Genomic DNA, 17,474 nt, shown 5'->3' on the forward strand with positions numbered 1-17,474 from the left:
TTGACCCCCTCCTGGCACGACCTGCCCGTCCGCACCGCCCTGCCCGCGCTGCACGCGGCGCTGGTCGGGCCGGGCACCGCCGTCCTCGCCGCGCCGCCCGGCACCGGCAAGACCACCCTGGTGCCGCTCGCCCTGGCCGGGCTGCTCGCCGACGGCCGGCCCGCGCGCCGGGTACTGGTCGCCGAACCGCGCCGGCTCGCCGTCCGGGCCGCCGCCCGGCGGATGGCCTGGCTGCTCGGCTCCTCGGTGGGCCGCGAAGTCGGGTACACCGTGCGCGGCGAGCGGCGCGTCGGCCCGGAGACCGTGGTCGAGGTGGTCACCACCGGCGTCCTGCTGCAACGCCTCCAGCGCGACCAGGAACTGCCCGGCGTCGACGTCGTCGTGCTCGACGAGTGCCACGAACGGCACCTGGACGCCGACACCGCGCTCGCCTTCCTGCTCGACGTCCGCGCCGCCCTGCGGCCCGAACTGCGGATCGTCTGCGCCTCCGCAACCTCCGACACCGCGGCCTGGGCCGAACTCCTGGACGACGCGCCGGTGGTCGAGGCGCACGGCGTCTCGCACCCCGTCGAGGTGGTGTGGGCGCCGCCGCCGCGCGCCGTCCGGCCCGCGCACGGCACCCGGGTGGACTTCGCGCTGCTCGACCACGTCGCGGCGGTGGTTCGGCGGGCCCTCGCCGAGCGGGACGGGGACGTGCTCTGCTTCCTGCCCGGCGTCGGCGAGATCGCCCGGGTCGCCGGGCAGTTGGCCGGGGTCCCGGCCGAGGTGCTGCAACTGCACGGCCGCGCGCCGCAGGCCGTCCAGGACGCGGCGCTCACCCCCGCGTCGGGGCGTCGCGTCGTCCTCGCCACCGCCGTCGCCGAATCCTCCCTCACCGTGCCCGGCGTGCGGATCGTGGTCGACGCCGGCCTCGCCCGGGAGCCGCGCACCGACCACGCCCGGGGCCTCGCCGCCCTGGTCACCGTGCGCGCCTCGCTCGCCGCCGCCCGCCAGCGCGCCGGCCGAGCGGGCCGCGAGGCCCCCGGCACCGTCTACCGCTGCTGGCACGAGGCCGAGGACGCCCGCGCCGCCCGCTTCCCCACCCCCGAGATCGCGCTCGCCGACCTCACCCCGTTCGCCCTCCAGGTGGCCTGCTGGGGCGACCCGGACGCCACCGGGCTCGCCCTGCCCGACGCCCCGCCCGCCGGGGCGATGGCCGCCGCCCGGGAGACGCTGCTCGCCCTCGGGGCGGTTTCGTCCGACGGCCGGGCGACCGAGCGCGGCGTGCGGCTCGCCCGCACCGGGCTGCACCCCCGGCTGGGGCGGGCGCTGGTCGACGGCGCGCCCGCCGTGGGCGCCCGCCGGGCGGCCGAGGTGGTCGCCCTGCTGTCGGAGGAACCGCCGCGCGCGCTGGGGGACGACCTCGCCGCGGTGTGGCGGCTCGTCCGTTCCTCCGGCGACCCCTACGCCGGGCGCTGGCGCGACGAAGTCCGCCGCCTGCAACGCGCCACCTCGGACGAACCCGCCACCCGACTGCCCGACGCCACCGCCGTCGGCCTGGTCGTCGCCCTGGCGTTCCCGGAACGCATCGCCCGGGCGAGGGTCGAGCGCCCCGCCCCGGGCGAGCGCAGCCCGTACCTGATGGCCTCCGGGACGGCCGCCGAACTCTCCCGCGACACCCGGCTCGGCACCCTCCCCTGGCTCGCCGTCGCGGCGGCCGACCGCCCGGCGGGATCGCACTCGGCCCGGGTGCTGCACGCGGCCGCGCTCGACGAGGACACCGCCCTGCTCGCGGGCGCGTCCCTGCTGACCGCGCGCGAGGAGGTCCACTGGGACACCCGGCGCGACGAGGTCACCGCCCGCCGGGTGGAGTCCCTCGGCGCGATCGAGCTCGCCGAGAAGCCGTTGGCCCGTCCTGATCGTGCCCTCGTCCGGGCCGCCATCGTCGAGGGCCTCACCCGCGAGGGCGTCAGCGCCCTGCTGACCTTCCCGTCCAACCTCCGCGAACGCCTGGCGTTCCTCCACGCGGCGATCGGCGACCCCTGGCCGGACGTCAGCGACGAGGCGCTGCTCGAACGCGCCGAGGAGTGGCTGGAACCCGAACTGTCCCGCGCCCGCCGCCGCGCCGACCTGGCAAGGATCAATACGACGGACGCCCTGCAACGCCTGCTCCCCTGGGCGAGCGGCCAGGCCGGGCGTTTGGACGAGCTGGCCCCCGAACGCATCAGCGTGCCCAGCGGATCGAAGATACGGGTCGACTACAGCACCGAACGACCGGTCCTGGCGGTCAAGTTGCAGGAGCTGTTCGGTTGGAAGGCCGCCCCGGCCCTGGCCGGCGGCCGAGTCCCGCTCACCGTGCAGCTGCTCTCCCCCGCCGGCCGCCCCGCCGCCATCACCGGTGACCTGGAGGGCTTCTGGCAGAACGGCTACCACGCCGTACGAGCGGATCTGAGAGGCCGCTACCCCCGCCACCCCTGGCCCGAGGACCCGACCACCGCCGAGCCGACCAAGCGCACCAACGCCAGGAAGTGACAGGGAGCCGATCGGAGAACGGCAGCTAACGCACCACGGGGATCTTCCCGGAGCGCCAGTCGGCCAGCCTTCGGCGGATGTTCGACACCATCGACAGCCCGTCCGTCTCGGCCGGGCTGAACCACGCCACCTCGTGGGACTCGTCGGACACCCGCAACTCCCCGCCCAGCGGGCGCCCGAGGAGGCAGATCGAGAACTCCTGCCGCACCTCGCCGTCGTCGTAGGCGAAGACATGGCGGGGGTCGGTGTAGGTACCGACGATCCCGGTGATCTCGATGTCGATGCCGGTCTCCTCCCACGTCTCGCGGACACCGCACCCGGCGATCGACTCACCGATCTCCATCGCGCCGCCGGGCAGCGCCCACATCCCGTTGTCGGTACGCCGCTGGAGGAGAACCCGGCCCGCGTCGTCGACCACGACGACGGAAGCGGCCGGGACAAGGGAGTTGGGCTCGGGGGCGTTCGGATCGTTCTCGTAGTCACGCCTGGGCACGATGTACCGCCTCCGTCACCGGGATCGGTCAGATGTCGCCGAACTCGCCGGAGCGAACGGCCGTACTGTCCGGCCCACCCTGCCAGAACCTCGGAGTCCCGCTCCAGAAGGCCCCGTCCGGGCGTTTCGGTGCACCCGACCATCGTGCGCGTGGGCAGGGTCAGCAAGGTGACCACAGCCACCAGCACTGCGCAGGAAGTCGATCCACCCGACTTCCTGCGCAGTCCCGTTCTCAGGACGCACCCGCACTGCCGATCCTTCGTTCACACGACAACGGAGTCTCGCCCGCTGACTTCGCATCACCGGATCGACATTCCGCCGTCCGGCCCGACCCACCAGGCACGCACCACCTCGACGACCGCTCCAGCAGCGCGCGGGAAGTCGGCCCCGCCGACTTCCCGCGCAACCGCGGCATCGACCAGTGCATTCGTGGGGCGTACAGATGCGGTCAGGCGGTCAGGCGGTCAGGCGGTCAGGCGGTCAGGCGGTCAGGCGGTCAGGGCCACGATGGTGCTCCAGCCGGAGCTCAGGCCGCCTTCCGCCAGCTCGGTGAAGATGCCTTCGGTGTCGATCCGGCCGGTCGCGATGTTCCCGTTGTCGGCCCGGTAGAACAGCGCCTCCTGGCCCACCGGCACGATGTGCGTCCAACCCGAGGACAGCATGCCCTCGGCCAGCCCCGTGAAGATGCCTTCGGTGTCGATCCGACCGGTCGCGATCACGCCGCTGTCGGCCCGGTAGAACAGCTCGGCCCCCAGCGGTTCGATGTGGGTCCACCCGTTGGAGAGCTGGCCCTCGGCCAGCCCGGTGAAGATGCCGTTGGTGCCCAGGCTCCCGGTGGCGATCACGCCGTTGTCGGCCCGGTAGAACAGCAGCACCCGGCCGATCGCCACGATGTGCGTCCAGCCCGAGGACAAGCCGCCCTCCGCCAGCCCCGTGAAGATCCCGTTGGTGTCGATCCGGCCGGTCGCGATCACCCCGTTGTCGGCCCGGTAGAAGAGCAACTCCCGCCCCACCGGCACGATGTGCGTCCAGCCCGAGGACAACCCGCCCTCCGCCAGCTCCTCGAAGATCCCGTTGGTGTCGATCCGCGCGGTCGCGATCACGCCGTCACCGGCCCGGTAGAACAACAGCTCCCGCCCGATCGGCACGATGTGCGTCCAGTTCGGGGAGAGCTTCCCGTCGGCCAGTCCGGTGAAGATGCCGTTGGTACCAAGTCGTCCTGTCGCTATCAGGCCGTCGTCGGCCCGGTAGAAGAGCAGTTCCCTGGACATGCTTCCTCCTCAGTCGCAGGGACCGGGACCACGTCGCAGCTGGGATACGCGCGGTCACCGTCGGGTCGGTCCCGTGCCGACCGCTCCTTCCACGCTACGCGCCCGCACCATCGGGTGTCACCAGGCATTTCGTCCGCCACCACGATGCCTTTGAAGGCTCAACGTCCCGGTGACGGAGCGCAGTTGCCGTGACCGCGAGTCACCGGTCCGGGCGTTCCCCGAGCCGCGCGGGAAGTCGGCCCCACCGACTTCCCGCGCCGCGCGGCCCGCACGTCACAGCAAGGCGGGCGGGCCGCCGCGGGCTCCGCCGCTGCGCCGCTACGCCGTCGCGGACGGCGCGGACCACCAGGTCGAGGGGGCCGCCACCTCGTACCCCAGGGACTCGTACAGCGGCCGGCCCAGCTTCGAGGCGGTGAGGGTGGCGGGGAGGTCAGCGACGTCGGCGAGCGCGCCGAGCATGACGGCCCGGCCGACGCCGCGTGAGCGGAAGGCCGAGGAGGTGGCGATCCAGTAGTGGCTGGCGACGCCGTCGGCCAGGACACTCAGGCCGGCCCCGGCGACCGCGCCGTCGACGGAGGCGATGAACACGTCCACGCCCGGGTGTTCGACCAGCGCCGTCGGGAAGAGCTCGCCGGGGCGGTAGGGCTGGAAGCCGTCGAGGTCGAAGCCCTCGATCACGACCTGCTCGGCCGCCCGGAGGTCCTCGGCCCGCTGCACCCGGGTCACGTCCAGGGCCGGGGCGGCGACGGGTCCGGGCAGGCGCAGCATGATCGGCATCTGCCAGGTGCGGATGCCCAGGTGGCCCAGGTCCGTCGCGCTGAACGGGTCCTCGACGGTCACCGCGCCCGCCGCCCGGCGGGTCAGTTCGCTCACCTCGGCCACCTCGCCCGGGTCGAGGTCGGGCTCCTGGATCAGGATCCGCAGGCCCGCGCGCTCGTCGCCGTCGACGGCGACGAAGCCGCGGCGCCGGATCACCTCGTGTCCCCGGCTCACGCCGGTGGCGGCCCAGAAGGCGGCGGAGTTGCGGGCCTGGAGTGTCGGCGCCCCGGACAAGGGAAAGGGCCGGTCGGTCGCAGTGGATTCCATGGTCATCGTGCCCACGGTAGTACGAAACTGACTCCGTGACACGGGTTGATCAACCGCGGGCGGCCCGGCGCAGCGCGGTAGGGCGCTACGCCGGGCCGGCGACGAAGGCGGACGGTCAGAGCTGGCCGACCCAGTACGGCTCGACGGTCATCCAGCCGTTGCCCCGGGCGCCGTTGAGGCGGCCGGTGCTGGTGCGGGCGAGGGTGTACCAGGACTCCACGTAGTCCGGGTCGTCGGTCCACCAGGAGGAGGGCAGCGCCGCGAGCACGGCGTTGACCAGCGGGATGTAGGCGCCCTGGTCGGCGATGGTGAGCAGGACGGCGGCGACGGCCTGGGCCAGGGCCAGGTAGTTGGTGTCGCCGTCGTCCTCCATCAGGACGACGTCGGCCAGGTTGTACTTGTAGTTCGACCAGTTCACCAGGATCTGGTTCGGGTAGTAGACCGTGCCGTCGTACTGGAGGTACGGCATGGCGACGGAGTCGACCCGGACCTTGCCGTCCAGGCCGAAGCCGGAGACCAGGCTGAACATCTCGGCGGCGCCCTTGAACCAGGGCTCCTCGTCGTCGTTCACCTCGACCGAGGTGATCTTGGTGCCCCACCAGCCGGCGGCGGCCTGCGTGGTGGGAGCGGAGGGGGCGGACGGAGCGGCGGAGCCGACCCCGCGGGCCGCCAACTCCCGCTGGAGCAGGTCGATCCCGGCGGTCAGGGCCTTGGCGGTGTCGAGGTCGACCAGGTAGACGGGCCGGGTGGGCAGGGTACGGGCGTCCAGGGTGTGGGCACGGCCGGCGGTGTCGTAGGCGCGGACGGTGCGGGCGTGCTCGTCGGTGCCGGCGGTGGCCACCAGCGGCGCGGCACCGGCGTCCAGGGCGGCCCGCATCGACGGGTCGGCCAACTGGACCCGCAGCAGCGGGCCGAGGTCGGCGCCGAGGCCCTTGGCCGCGGCGACGGAGCGGTCGGCACGCGCGACGGCGGCGGCGAGCGTGCGGGCGGCGGTGCCGGTCAGGCCCTCGGCCAGCGGGGCGAGTTCGGTGCCGGCCGGGGTCTCGGCGGTCGCCGTGCGCAGACGCGCGCGCAGGGCGGGGTCGATGAGGGAGGCGGCCAGGGTGCGGGCGGCCTCGTCCTCGATGGCGGTGACCTTGGAGGCGGCGGGGGCGGGAGCCGGGGTCGGGGCCGGGGCGGCCACGGCCTGGCCCGCGCCGAGCGCGAGCAGGGGCAGGGCCGTCAGCGCGACCACGGCGCGCCGCAGGCGGGACTGGGACATGAGGGGATCTCCAGACTCGTCGGGTGAGGCGTCGGAGCGGTGGAGCATCGGAGCAGTGAGGCGGTGGGGCAGTGGTGCCGCGCCCACGGCCGAGGAGCACGATCAAGGACGGCGGCGCCATGACAAGTGAAGAGGTTCGCTGACCCGGTATCAACCCCCCGGGGCCACCGCCGACGGGAGTTTCCGCGCCGTTCGCAGGGCGCCGACGAGCTCATCCGCCCCCGGAGAACCCCCCGCCGGAGTTGGCCGAGCCCGACCCGCCGTAGACCCAGCCGCCGCCGGAGGGGGCGCTGGGCTTGCGGCGGGTCCGACGCTCGGTGCGGCGCACGACGGCGACGCCGGCCGGGCCGAGCAGGTCCTCCAGGGCCCGCTGGAGCGCGTCGGCGTCGGTGCCCTTCGGCGCACTGCGCGGGCCCTCGCCACCGGTCGTGGTCACCACCGTGACGGTGAGGGTGCGGACGGCCGACGCGGGGTCGCCCTCGTAGGGCTCCTCCACACTCTCGGCCAGCTGGATGCGCCGCAGTCCGGAGATCGGCGCCCAGGCGCCGGCGCGGGCGCCCCGGACGAAACGCAGTTCGGTCGGGGCCCCGGCCGGGGTGAACTGCACCCGGCGGACCGACCGGACTTCGGCGACCGCGAGGAACGGCCACAGCAGCAGCACGGCGGCCGCCCACAGCGCTCCGCAGACCGTCACCGCGCCGACGAGGGTGGCGCCGACGATCACCGCGACCGCCACCACCAGGATCCCGGCGGGAAGGAAGGCGAAGCCCACGGCGAGCAGCATGGCGAGGGCGCGCACCACCAGGAGCGCGGCGGCGGGCCAGGAGCCCCCACCCGACTCGAACACGAGGTCCACGGTGGCGCCGTCACGGCCGGGGCGGAGCACCTCATCGGCAGGCATACCCGTCAGGGTAGGACCGCTCCCCCACGCCGGAAAGACCCCGGGCATCGCCTCGAAGAACTCGAAGAAGCTGCGCCCGGGGCCTGTTGACGGTGCGTCAGTGCGCCGCGACCTCCCAGTTGACGCCGACGCCGACCGAGACGTCCAGCGGGGCCCGCAGCGGGTAGGCGCCGGCCATCTGCTCGCGGACGACCGCCTCGACGGGCTCGCGCTCGCCCGGGGCCAGCTCCAGCACGATTTCGTCGTGCACCTGGAGCAGCATCCGGGAGGTCAGGCCCGCCGTGCGCAGCGCCTCGTCCACCCGCAGCATGGCGATCTTGACGATGTCGGCGGCCGAGCCCTGGATCGGGGCGTTGAGGGCCATCCGCTCGGCCATCTCCCGGCGCTGGCGGTTGTCGCTGTTGAGGTCCGGCAGGTAGCGGCGGCGGCCGAGCAGGGTCTCGGTGTAACCGGTGGCGCGGGCCTCCTCGACCACCCGGTGCAGGTAGTCGCGCACGCCGCCGAAGCGCTCGAAGTAGGTGTCCATCAGGCCCTGTGCCTCGGCGGGCTTGATGCCGAGCTGCTGGGAGAGCCCGTAGGCGGACAGACCGTAGGCGAGGCCGTAGGACATCGCCTTGATCTTGCGGCGCATCTCGGCGTCGACGGAGCCGCCGGGGACCTCGAAGACCTGGGAGGCGACGGTGGTGTGGAGGTCCTCGCCGGTGGCGAAGGCCTCGATCAGCGCTTCGTCCTCGGAGAGGTGGGCCATGATCCGCAGCTCGATCTGCGAGTAGTCGGCGGTGAGCAGCGACTCGTAGCCCTCGCCGACGACGAAGGCCCGGCGGATCATCCGGCCCTCCTCGGTGCGGACCGGGATGTTCTGCAGGTTCGGGTCCTGCGAGGAGAGCCGGCCGGTGGCGGCGACCATCTGGTTGAAGGTGGTGTGGATCCGCCCGGCCGGGGAGACCGTCTTGAGCAGGCCCTCGACGGTGGTGCGCAGCTTGGCCTGGTCGCGGTGGCGCAGCAGGATCACCGGCAGCTCGTTGTCGGTCTGGGTGGCGAGCCAGGTGAGCGCGTCGGCGTCGGTGGTGTACCCGGTCTTGATCTTCTTGGTCTTGGGCAGCGCCAGCTCGCCGAAGAGGATCTCCTGGAGCTGCTTGGGCGAGCCGAGGTTGAACTCGTGGCCGGCGGCGGCGTGCGCCTCCTCGACCACGCGCTGGATCTCGGCGGCGAACTGCGCCTCCAGGCCGGTGAGCCAGTCGCGGTCGGCGGCGATGCCGGTGCGCTCCATCCGGGCGAGCAGGGCGGCGATCGGCAGCTCCATGTCGCGCAGCAGCCCGGTGGCGCCGACCTCGGCGAGGCGGGTGTCGAACAGCGCGGCGAGGTCGAGCACGGCGCGGGCCTGGAGCATCAGCGCCTGGGCGCCGGCGGTCGGGTCCTCCTCCGGGGCGTCGAAGGCGAGCTGGCCGGACTCGGCGGCCGGGGCCGGGGCGAGCGAGCGGGCCAGGTACTCCTCGGCGAGCACCTCCAGGGTGAAGGTGCGGCGGCCGGGCTTCTCCAGGTAGGCGGCGAGGGCGGTGTCGGCGACGACGCCCTCGATGCTCCAGCCGCGCTCGGCGAAGGCCCGCATGACCTGCTTGGCGATGTGCAGGGCCTTGGGGGCGGCGGGGTCGGCCAGCCAGGCGGCGAAGGCGCGCTCGTCCTCCTCGGCGAGCAGCGCCGGGTCGAACCAGGCGGCGGTCTCCCCGGCGGCGAGCGCGACCTCGGAGACCTCGCCGGCGCCGAGCGCCCAGCGGTAGACGGCGGCCAGCGCGACCGGGGTCTTGTCGGCGGCGTGCTCGCGCAGCCAGGCGGCGAGGGTGCCCGGGTCGGTGAGGAGCTCGCCGTCGACCTCGACGCCGGGGGCGAGTTCGGCGGCCTCGGGCTCGACGGCGGCCGGGTCGATGCCGTGGACGCGGTCGCGGAAGTTGGCGTTGCGGAACTCCAGCGTCTCCATCAGCGCGGTGACGGCCGGGCCGTCGAACGGCGCGCGGGCCAGGTCGGCCACGCCGAGCGGGAGTTCGACGTCCCGGACCAGCTCGGTCAGGACGCGGTTGCGCTTGACCGAGTCGAGGTGCTCGCGCAGCTTCTCGCCGATCTTGCCCTTGACCTCGTCGGCCCGGGCGACCAACTCGTCGAAGGAGCCGAACTGGTTGACCCACTTGGCGGCGGTCTTCTCGCCGACGCCGGGGATGCCGGGCAGGTTGTCGGACGGGTCGCCGCGCAGGGCCGCGAGGTCGGGGTACTGGCGGGGGGTGACGCCGTACTTCTCGGCGACCTTCTCCGGGGTGTAGCGGGTCAGCTCGGAGACGCCCTTGGTCGGGTAGAGCACGGTGATGTGCTCGGTGACGAGCTGGAGCGAGTCCCGGTCGCCGGTGACGATGTCGACGTCGTAGCCGGCCGCCTCGGCGGCGGTGGCCAGGGTGGCGATGATGTCGTCCGCCTCGAAGCCCTCGGCGGTCAGCCGCGGCACGTGCATCGCGTCGAGCAGTTCGCCGATCAGCCCGATCTGGCTGCGGAACTCGTCCGGGGTCTTGGCCCGGTTGGCCTTGTAGTCGGGGAACTCGACCGAGCGGAAGGTCTGGCGGGAGAGGTCGAAGGCGACCGCGAGGTGGGTGGGCGCCTCGTCCCGGACGGTGTTGGCGAGCATCGAGGCGAAGCCGTACACCGCGTTGGTCGGCTGGCCGGTGGAGGTGTTGAAGTTCTCCACGGGCAGCGCGTAGAACGCCCGGTAGGCCATGGAGTGCCCGTCGAGCAGCATCAGGCGGGGCCGGGATCCGGCTCCGCCACCACCCGCCGCGCCCTTGTCCGTACTCTGCGTAGCCACGTCAACGTCCGTTCCTGCCGATTCCACTACCGGCCACCGATCCTAGGGCCCGCCACTGACAAAAGGGGCACGCCGGGGGCGGGCGCCCCTCGGGTGCGCTCGCGCCCCGGGCGCCACTCCGGTTTTCTTCCGCCACCGCCTCTACCGCCGAGTAGGACGGTCGTACGATCACAGGCAGCACGACGACGCGACCCCCGAGCGGCAGGAGCTCCCCCATGACCGATCCGGTCCCCGACACCGCCACCGACGCCGGCCCCGCCGCCGACAGGGCCCCCGGTGCCACCGACGCCTCCCCCCTGATCGACGTCCCGCAGGAGATGCTGGACCACTTCGCCAAGCTCGGCGTGGACCCGGCCACGTTCTCCGGCGGCCGGCTGGGCGACAAGCTGGGCATCAGGATCGTCGAGGCCTCGGGCGACCGGGTGGTCGGCACCATGCCGGTGGACGGCAACCAGCAGCCGTACGGACTGCTGCACGGCGGCGCCTCGGCGGCGCTGGCGGAGACCCTCGGCTCGGTCGGGGCGATGCTGCACGCCGGTCCCGGCCGGTACGCGGTGGGCGTGGACCTGAACGCGACCCACCACCGCTCGGCGACCTCCGGCCTGGTCACCGGCGTGGCGACCGCGGTGTTCAAGGGCCGCACCGCGGCCACCTACGAGATCGCGATCACCGACGACACCGGCAAGCGGGTCACCAGCTGCCGCCTCACCTGCATGCTGCGCGACCTCTGAGCCGATTCTCCGTCAAATCCCTTGCCCGCCCCCTTGTTTGACCTTCGACAACGTTGGGAAGTCGTTGGTCTGGACAAGGGGGCGGTGGCATGTCCGGCCGGCCGCGGCAATGTAACCGTGCGTAACAACTAGGAAATCCGAGCAATCGAGGACCCCGGGGGGTCGAATCCGCTCGAAAACAGCACCCGGCGGCGCCTGGCGTCCGATATTCGGACGCATACGCCCGACTCCAACAGCGCGGACGCTCTTGTCCGATAATCGGTGAGTTCAGGAGTCACCTGCCGTTCTACGCCTTACATAGCGCGCGACGGCATGGAAATACTGGGGCCGGAGCGGACCGGTCGAGCCGGAACGACCACATGCTGAGACAACTTCTCCGTGTGCTCATAACAAGAGAATCACAGCCTCGCCGGAGCACTGCCAGAGCCGCCGACCGGCATCTAGAGTCACGGCCAGTCACCGCGCCACCGGAATGGGCCAGGCCCACCGCGCATCCAGGCTCCCGCCGTTCAGGCGCGGCGCCCTCCTGAACCGAAGGGGACCCCCCGTGCGTCATCGTTCAGCAGTTGTCGTGAGCATTGCCGTCATCGGCGCCCTGAGCCTCACCGCGTGCGGCTCCCGCGACGACAAGAAGTCCGGGGACAGCGGCCAGGGCGGCGGCTCCACCACCGTCACCATCGGCGTCGACGCGCCCCTCACCGGCGACCTCTCCGCCCTCGGCCTCGGCATCCGCAACTCCGTCGAGCTCGCGGTCAAGCAGGCCAACGAGAAGAACGAGGTCCCCGGCGTCAAGTTCCAGATCAAGGGCCTCGACGACACCGGCAAGCCCGCCCCCGGCCAGCAGAACGCCACCCAGCTGGTCGGCGACAAGGACGTCATCGGCGTCGTCGGCCCGCTGAACTCCAGCGTCGCCCAGTCGATGCAGCAGATCTTCAACGACGCCAACCTCGTCCAGATCTCCCCCGCCAACACCGGCGTCGCCCTCAGCCAGGGCGAGAAGTGGGCCAGCGGCGTCAAGGCCCGCCCCTTCAAGAGCTACTTCCGCACCGCCACCACCGACGCCGTCCAGGGCCCGTTCGCCGCGGACTACCTGGTCAAGGACGCCAAGAAGACCAAGGTCTTCCTCATCGACGACCAGAAGACCTACGGGGCCGGCCTCGCCGCCACCTTCAAGGGCCAGTTCGTCAAGAACGGCGGCCAGATCGTCGGCGAGGAGCACGTCAACCCCGACGACCGCGACTTCGCCGCCGTCGTCACCAAGGTCAAGTCCTCCGGCGCCGAGGCGGTCTACTACGGCGGCGAGTACCCCGCCGCCGGCCCGCTCTCGCTCCAGCTCAAGGACGCCGGCGTCAACATCCCGCTGATGGGCGGCGACGGCATCCAGAGCGGCGACTTCATCAAGCTCAACCCCAAGGGCCAGGGCGACCTCGCCACCGCCGTCGGCCTGCCCGTGGAGCAGCTCCCGACCGCCGCCAAGTTCATCGCCGACTACAAGGCGGCCGGCTACAAGGACGCCTACGAGACCTACGGCGGCTACTCCTACGACAGCGCCTGGGCCATCATCCAGGGCGTCAAGGCCGTCGTCGCCGCCAACAACGGCAAGCTGCCCGACAGCCCCCGCGCCAAGGTCGTCGAGGCCGTCCAGAAGGTCTCCTTCGAGGGCGTGACCGGCAAGGTCTCCTTCGACGAGTTCGGCGACACCACCAACAAGCAGCTCACCGTCTACACCGTCAAGGACGGCAAGTGGGCCGTGGAGAAGTCCGGCACCTTCAGCGGCTGACCCGCACCTGACCCGGAGTCAGGAGCGCCGCAGCACACCGGAACCACCGCGCGGGGGCGCCACGAGTGCCCCCGCGCGCACCCACATCCACCACCCACGCGGACACCCCACACGCACAACGGAGGCCCAGCGGTGCACGACCTACCGCAGCAGCTGGCCAACGGCCTGATCCTCGGCGCCCTCTACGGCCTCGTCGCGATCGGCTACACGATGGTCTACGGCATCGTCCAGCTCATCAACTTCGCCCACGGCGAGATCGTCATGGTCGGCGGCTTCGGCGCCCTGACCGCCTACCTCGCCCTCCCCGGCGGCACCACCATGTGGCTGGCCCTACCGCTGATGCTGATCGCCGGCATCCTGGTCTCCACCCTCACCGCCGTCGCCGCCGAGCGCTTCGCCTACCGGCCGCTGCGCTCCGCCCCCCGGCTCGCCCCGCTCATCACCGCGATCGGCCTGTCCATCGCCCTGCAGCAGCTGGTCTTCGCCTTCTACCCGGACGCCAAGAAGGCCCGGGTCTTCCCGAAGATCCCCGGCGACCCCTTCGAGCTCGGCTCCGTCGCCATCCAGCGCAGCGACATCTTCCTGATCGCCGCCGCCCCGCTCTGCATGCTCGCCCTCGGCTGGTTCGTCACCCGCACCCGCTCCGGCCGCGCCATGCAGGCCACCAGCCAGGACCCCGACACCGCCAAGCTGATGGGCATCGACACCGACCGGATCATCGTGATGGCCTTCGCCATCGGCGCCGCCTTCGCCGCCGTCGCCGCCGTCGCCTACGGCCTGCGCAGCGGCCAGGTCGACTTCCGGATGGGCTTCCTGCTCGGCCTCAAGGCCTTCACCGCCGCCGTCCTCGGCGGCATCGGCAACATCTACGGCGCCATGCTCGGCGGCATCACCCTCGGCCTCGCCGAAGCCCTCGCCACCGGCTACATCCAGCACCTGCCCGGCATGCACCTCTTCGGAGGCGGCGCCTGGAAGGACGTCTGGGCCTTCGTACTCCTCATCGTCGTCCTGCTCGTGCGGCCCCAGGGCCTGCTGGGCCAGCGCGTCGCGGACAGGGCGTGACCACCATGACCACCAGCAGCACCGAGACCACCCCGGTCATCACCCTCCCCGGCCGCACCGCCGCCCTCCTCGCCGGCCTCGGCGCAGCCGCCACCGCCGGCTCCGCCCTGATGCCCTGGACCTGGACCTCCGAGTACCCGGGCGACCTCACCTTCTACGGCTCCCCCGCCGGCCTCCAGTGGCTCGCCCTCACCGCCGGACTGGTCACCCTCGTCCTCCTCCTCGCCACCCAGGGCGTCCCCGGCCTGCGCTGGGCCGCCCCCCGCCGCAGCAACAACGCCGTCGTGTTCGCCGCCGCTGGCGCCGTCGCCGTCGGCTGGTTCTCCGTCGTCTCCATAGCCACCGACCTCGGCGGCCTCGCCCATCTCGAACCCGGCGGCTGGGTCCTCGCCGCCGGCTCCCTGCTCGCCCTCGCCGGCTCGCTCGGCCTCCCGCTCGACCGGCGCACCGCCGTCCCGCTGCGGATCCTCGACCGCCGGCTGTTCCTGCTCGTCCCGATCGCCCCCGTGGTCTGGTTCGCCACCCACGCCGTCCCCGAGGACAAGCCGGTCGCCCCCGTGCTGACCGCCCTCGCCGGCGGCCTCGCGATCGCCACCGGCGGCGTCCTGCTCGTCCAGCTCGGCCACGCCGCCAACAGCTGGCTGCGCCTCGGCACCGTCCACCGGCCGCTCCCCGCACCGCGCGCCCTGCCCTCCTGGGTCGAGGTCGCACTGATCGTGGTCGCCTTCTCCATCGGCCTGTTCGCCATCACCTTCGGCATCGACACCGAGTACGGCGAACTCTTCACCGGCTACCTGCTGCTCGCCGCCTCCGTGGTCGCCTCGCTCGGCCGCTCCGGCCTGCTGCCCCGGCTGCGCTCCCTGACCGTCAAGTACCAGACCGTCACCACCGGCGCCGCCTTCGCCGCCGCGGCCAGCTTCCCGTTCACCCAGACCAGCGACCAGTACACCTCGGTCGCCACCAACATCCTGATCTTCGCCACCGTCGCCCTCGGCCTGAACATCGTCGTCGGCCTGGCCGGCCTGCTCGACCTCGGCTACGTCGCCTTCCTCGGCGTCGGCGCCTACAGCGCCGCCCTGGTCTCCGGCTCCCCCGCCTCGCCGATCCACGTCCAGTTCCCGTTCTGGGGCGCCATGCTCACCGGCGCCGCGGTCTCCATGGTCTTCGGCGTCGTCATCGGCGCCCCGACCCTGCGACTGCGCGGCGACTACCTCGCCATCGTCACCCTCGGCTTCGGCGAGATCTTCCGCATCACCATGCTCAACCTCAACGGCACCACCGGCCCGAAGATCACCAACGGCTCCAACGGCATCCCCCGGATCCCCGACCTGGAGATCCTCGGCTGGAACCTCGGCAAGCCCACCACGATCTTCGGCTTCGAGCTCGGCCGGTTCTCCAACTACTACCTGCTGATGCTCCTCGTCACCGCCCTCGTCGTCCTGGTCTTCGCCCGCGTCGGCAACTCCCGCATCGGCCGCGCCTGGGTCGCCATCCGCGAGGACGAGACCGCCGCCGAGGCCATGGGCATCAACGGCTTCCGCCTCAAGCTCCTCGCCTTCGCCCTCGGCGCCTGCCTCGCCGGCCTCGCCGGCACCGTCCAGGCCCACGTCAGCTACACCGTCACCCCCGACCAGTACACCTTCGCCGAGGCCCTCCCGCCCAACTCCGCCTTCCTGCTCGCCGCCGTCATCCTCGGCGGCATGGGCACCATCAGCGGCCCGCTGGCCGGCGCCACCCTGCTCTTCCTCATCCCGAAGAAGCTCGAATTCCTCGCCGACTACCAGCTGCTCGCCTTCGGCATCGCCCTCATCGTCCTCATGCGGGTGCGCCCCGAGGGCCTCATCCCCAACCGGCGCCGCCAGCTCGAATTCCACGAGGCCGACGCCGACATCCCGGCGCAGGCCACCGGCGACACCGTCGCCCTCTCCAAGGCAGGGGCGTGACCCTCCAGATGACCACCACCGACGCCCCCGCCCCCACCCCGGCCCCGGCACCGGCCCCCGCCGAGACCCTGCTCGACGTCTCCGGCGTGACCATGCGGTTCGGCGGCCTCACCGCCGTCAACAACGTCTCGCTCACCGTCGGCCGCGGCGAGATCATCGGTCTCATCGGCCCCAACGGCGCCGGCAAGACCACCTTCTTCAACTGCCTCACCGGCCTCTACGTCCCCACCGAGGGCACCGTCACCTACCAGGGCACGGTCCTGCCCCCCAAGCCCCACCTCGTCACCCAGGCCGGCATCGCCCGCACCTTCCAGAACATCCGGCTCTTCTCCAACATGACCGTCCTGGAGAACGTCCAGGTCGGCCGGCACAGCCGGATGCACCAGGGCCTGCTCTCCGCCGTCCTGCGCGGCCCCGGCTACCGCCGCTCCGAACAGGAGAGCCGCGACCGGGCCATGGAACTCCTCGAGTTCACCGGCCTCGCCGGCAAGGCCGACCACCTCGCCCGCAACCTCCCCTACGGCGAGCAGCGCAAGCTCGAGATCGCCCGCGCCCTCGCCTCCGACCCCGGCCTGCTGCTCCTCGACGAGCCCACCGCCGGCATGAACCCGCAGGAGACCCGAGCCGCCGAGGAACTCGTCTTCGCCATCCGCGACCGGGGCGTCTCCGTCCTCGTCATCGAGCACGACATGCGCTTCATCTTCAACCTCTGCGACCGCACCGCCGTGCTGGTCCAGGGCCAGAAGATCGTCGAGGGCGACCGCGAGACGGTCCAGAACGACGAACGCGTCATCACCGCCTACCTCGGCGCCCCGCTCGAAGGCACCGCCCCCGTTACGGAGACCGACCAGTGACCGCACTCCTCGAAGTCCAGGACCTCCGCGTCTCCTACGGGAAGATCGAAGCCGTCAAGGGCATCAGCTTCACCGTCAACCAGGGCGAGGTCACCACCCTGATCGGCACCAACGGCGCCGGCAAGACCACCACCCTGCGCACCCTGTCCGGCCTGCTCAAGCCCACCGCCGGCACCATCACCTTCGACGGGCAGCCCCTCACCACCGTCCCCGCCCACAAGATCGTCGCCCTGGGCCTGGCCCACTCCCCCGAGGGCCGGCACATCTTCCCGCGGATGACCATCGAGGAGAACCTCCTCCTCGGCGCCTTCCTGCGCAACGACACCGACGGCATCACCAAGGACGTCGAACGGGCCTACGGCCTCTTCCCCATCCTCGGCGAACGCCGCAAGCAGGCCGCCGGCACGCTCTCCGGCGGCGAGCAGCAGATGCTCGCCATGGGACGCGCCCTGATGTCCCGGCCCAAGCTGCTGATGCTCGACGAGCCCTCCATGGGCCTCTCACCGCTGATGATGCAGAAGATCATGGCAACCATCGTCGAACTCAAGGCCGACGGCACGACCATCCTGCTGGTCGAGCAGAACGCCCAGGCGGCGCTCTCGCTCTCCGACCGGGGCTACGTCATGGAGACCGGCAGCATCGTCCTCCAGGGCACCGGCGCCGACCTCCTGCACGACGAATCGGTCCGCAAGGCCTACCTCGGCGAGGACTGACCCACCCGCACCACGGAGGAGGG

General features: G+C 72.3%; 13 protein-coding genes. 7 read left to right on the plus strand and 6 right to left on the minus strand.

What is annotated here, in order from left to right:
* Positions 1–2,511 carry an ATP-dependent helicase HrpB gene (gene hrpB / locus ACW14Y_RS12785; protein WP_456986799.1) on the plus strand — a complete coding sequence of 837 codons (2,511 nt, stop codon included), beginning with the start codon at positions 1–3 and terminating at the stop codon, positions 2,509–2,511.
* A 25-nt stretch (positions 2,512–2,536) separates the two neighbouring features.
* On the opposite strand, the gene ACW14Y_RS12790 is transcribed toward hrpB, so the two are convergent.
* From ACW14Y_RS12790 to polA, 6 genes are all read right to left on the minus strand, one after another.
* A complete protein-coding gene (locus ACW14Y_RS12790) occupies positions 2,537–3,004 on the minus strand; it encodes an NUDIX domain-containing protein (RefSeq protein WP_456986800.1) in 468 nt (155 codons plus the stop codon).
* A gap of 488 nt (positions 3,005–3,492) precedes the next feature.
* Positions 3,493–4,275, minus strand: coding sequence for a hypothetical protein (locus tag ACW14Y_RS12795; RefSeq protein WP_340631772.1), 783 nt, complete (start codon positions 4,273–4,275; stop codon positions 3,493–3,495).
* A gap of 318 nt (positions 4,276–4,593) precedes the next feature.
* Positions 4,594–5,367 carry a GNAT family N-acetyltransferase gene (locus ACW14Y_RS12800; RefSeq protein WP_380387296.1) on the minus strand — a complete coding sequence of 258 codons (774 nt, stop codon included), beginning with the start codon at positions 5,365–5,367 and terminating at the stop codon, positions 4,594–4,596.
* Positions 5,368–5,476: 109 nt separating this feature from the next.
* Complete coding sequence (locus tag ACW14Y_RS12805) at positions 5,477–6,622, minus strand: DUF3103 family protein (protein ID WP_456986801.1); 1,146 nt, start codon at positions 6,620–6,622, stop codon at positions 5,477–5,479.
* Between the two features lie 211 nt (positions 6,623–6,833).
* A complete protein-coding gene (locus ACW14Y_RS12810) occupies positions 6,834–7,523 on the minus strand; it encodes a hypothetical protein (RefSeq protein WP_456986802.1) in 690 nt (229 codons plus the stop codon).
* Between the two features lie 97 nt (positions 7,524–7,620).
* On the minus strand, positions 7,621–10,302 hold the full coding sequence (gene polA / locus ACW14Y_RS12815; RefSeq protein WP_380309844.1) for a DNA polymerase I: 2,682 nt from the start codon (positions 10,300–10,302) through the stop codon (positions 7,621–7,623).
* A gap of 383 nt (positions 10,303–10,685) precedes the next feature.
* On the opposite strand from polA, the gene ACW14Y_RS12820 reads away from it, so the two are divergent.
* The 6 genes from ACW14Y_RS12820 to ACW14Y_RS12845 all read left to right on the plus strand — a co-directional run bounded on the left by ACW14Y_RS12820 (position 10,686) and on the right by ACW14Y_RS12845 (position 17,451).
* Positions 10,686–11,099 (plus strand): PaaI family thioesterase, encoded by a 414-nt coding sequence (locus ACW14Y_RS12820; protein WP_045940274.1) that lies wholly within the window; start codon positions 10,686–10,688, stop codon positions 11,097–11,099.
* Positions 11,100–11,646: 547 nt separating this feature from the next.
* Positions 11,647–12,879: a branched-chain amino acid ABC transporter substrate-binding protein gene (locus tag ACW14Y_RS12825; RefSeq protein ID WP_380309832.1), complete on the plus strand. Its 1,233-nt coding sequence runs from the start codon at positions 11,647–11,649 to the stop codon at positions 12,877–12,879.
* Between the two features lie 132 nt (positions 12,880–13,011).
* Entirely contained in the window at positions 13,012–13,941 is a 930-nt protein-coding gene (locus tag ACW14Y_RS12830) for a branched-chain amino acid ABC transporter permease (RefSeq protein ID WP_380309834.1), read from the plus strand.
* Positions 13,942–13,946: 5 nt separating this feature from the next.
* Entirely contained in the window at positions 13,947–15,884 is a 1,938-nt protein-coding gene (locus tag ACW14Y_RS12835) for a branched-chain amino acid ABC transporter permease (RefSeq protein WP_380436951.1), read from the plus strand.
* Between the two features lie 8 nt (positions 15,885–15,892).
* Complete coding sequence (locus ACW14Y_RS12840; RefSeq protein ID WP_380309848.1) at positions 15,893–16,738, plus strand: ABC transporter ATP-binding protein; 846 nt, start codon at positions 15,893–15,895, stop codon at positions 16,736–16,738.
* A complete protein-coding gene (locus tag ACW14Y_RS12845) occupies positions 16,735–17,451 on the plus strand; it encodes an ABC transporter ATP-binding protein (protein WP_380309836.1) in 717 nt (238 codons plus the stop codon). Before ACW14Y_RS12840 ends, ACW14Y_RS12845 begins: the two co-directional genes overlap by 4 nt.
* Positions 17,452–17,474: the final 23 nt, after the last annotated feature.

Source organism: Kitasatospora sp. cg17-2 (genome assembly GCF_054031055.1).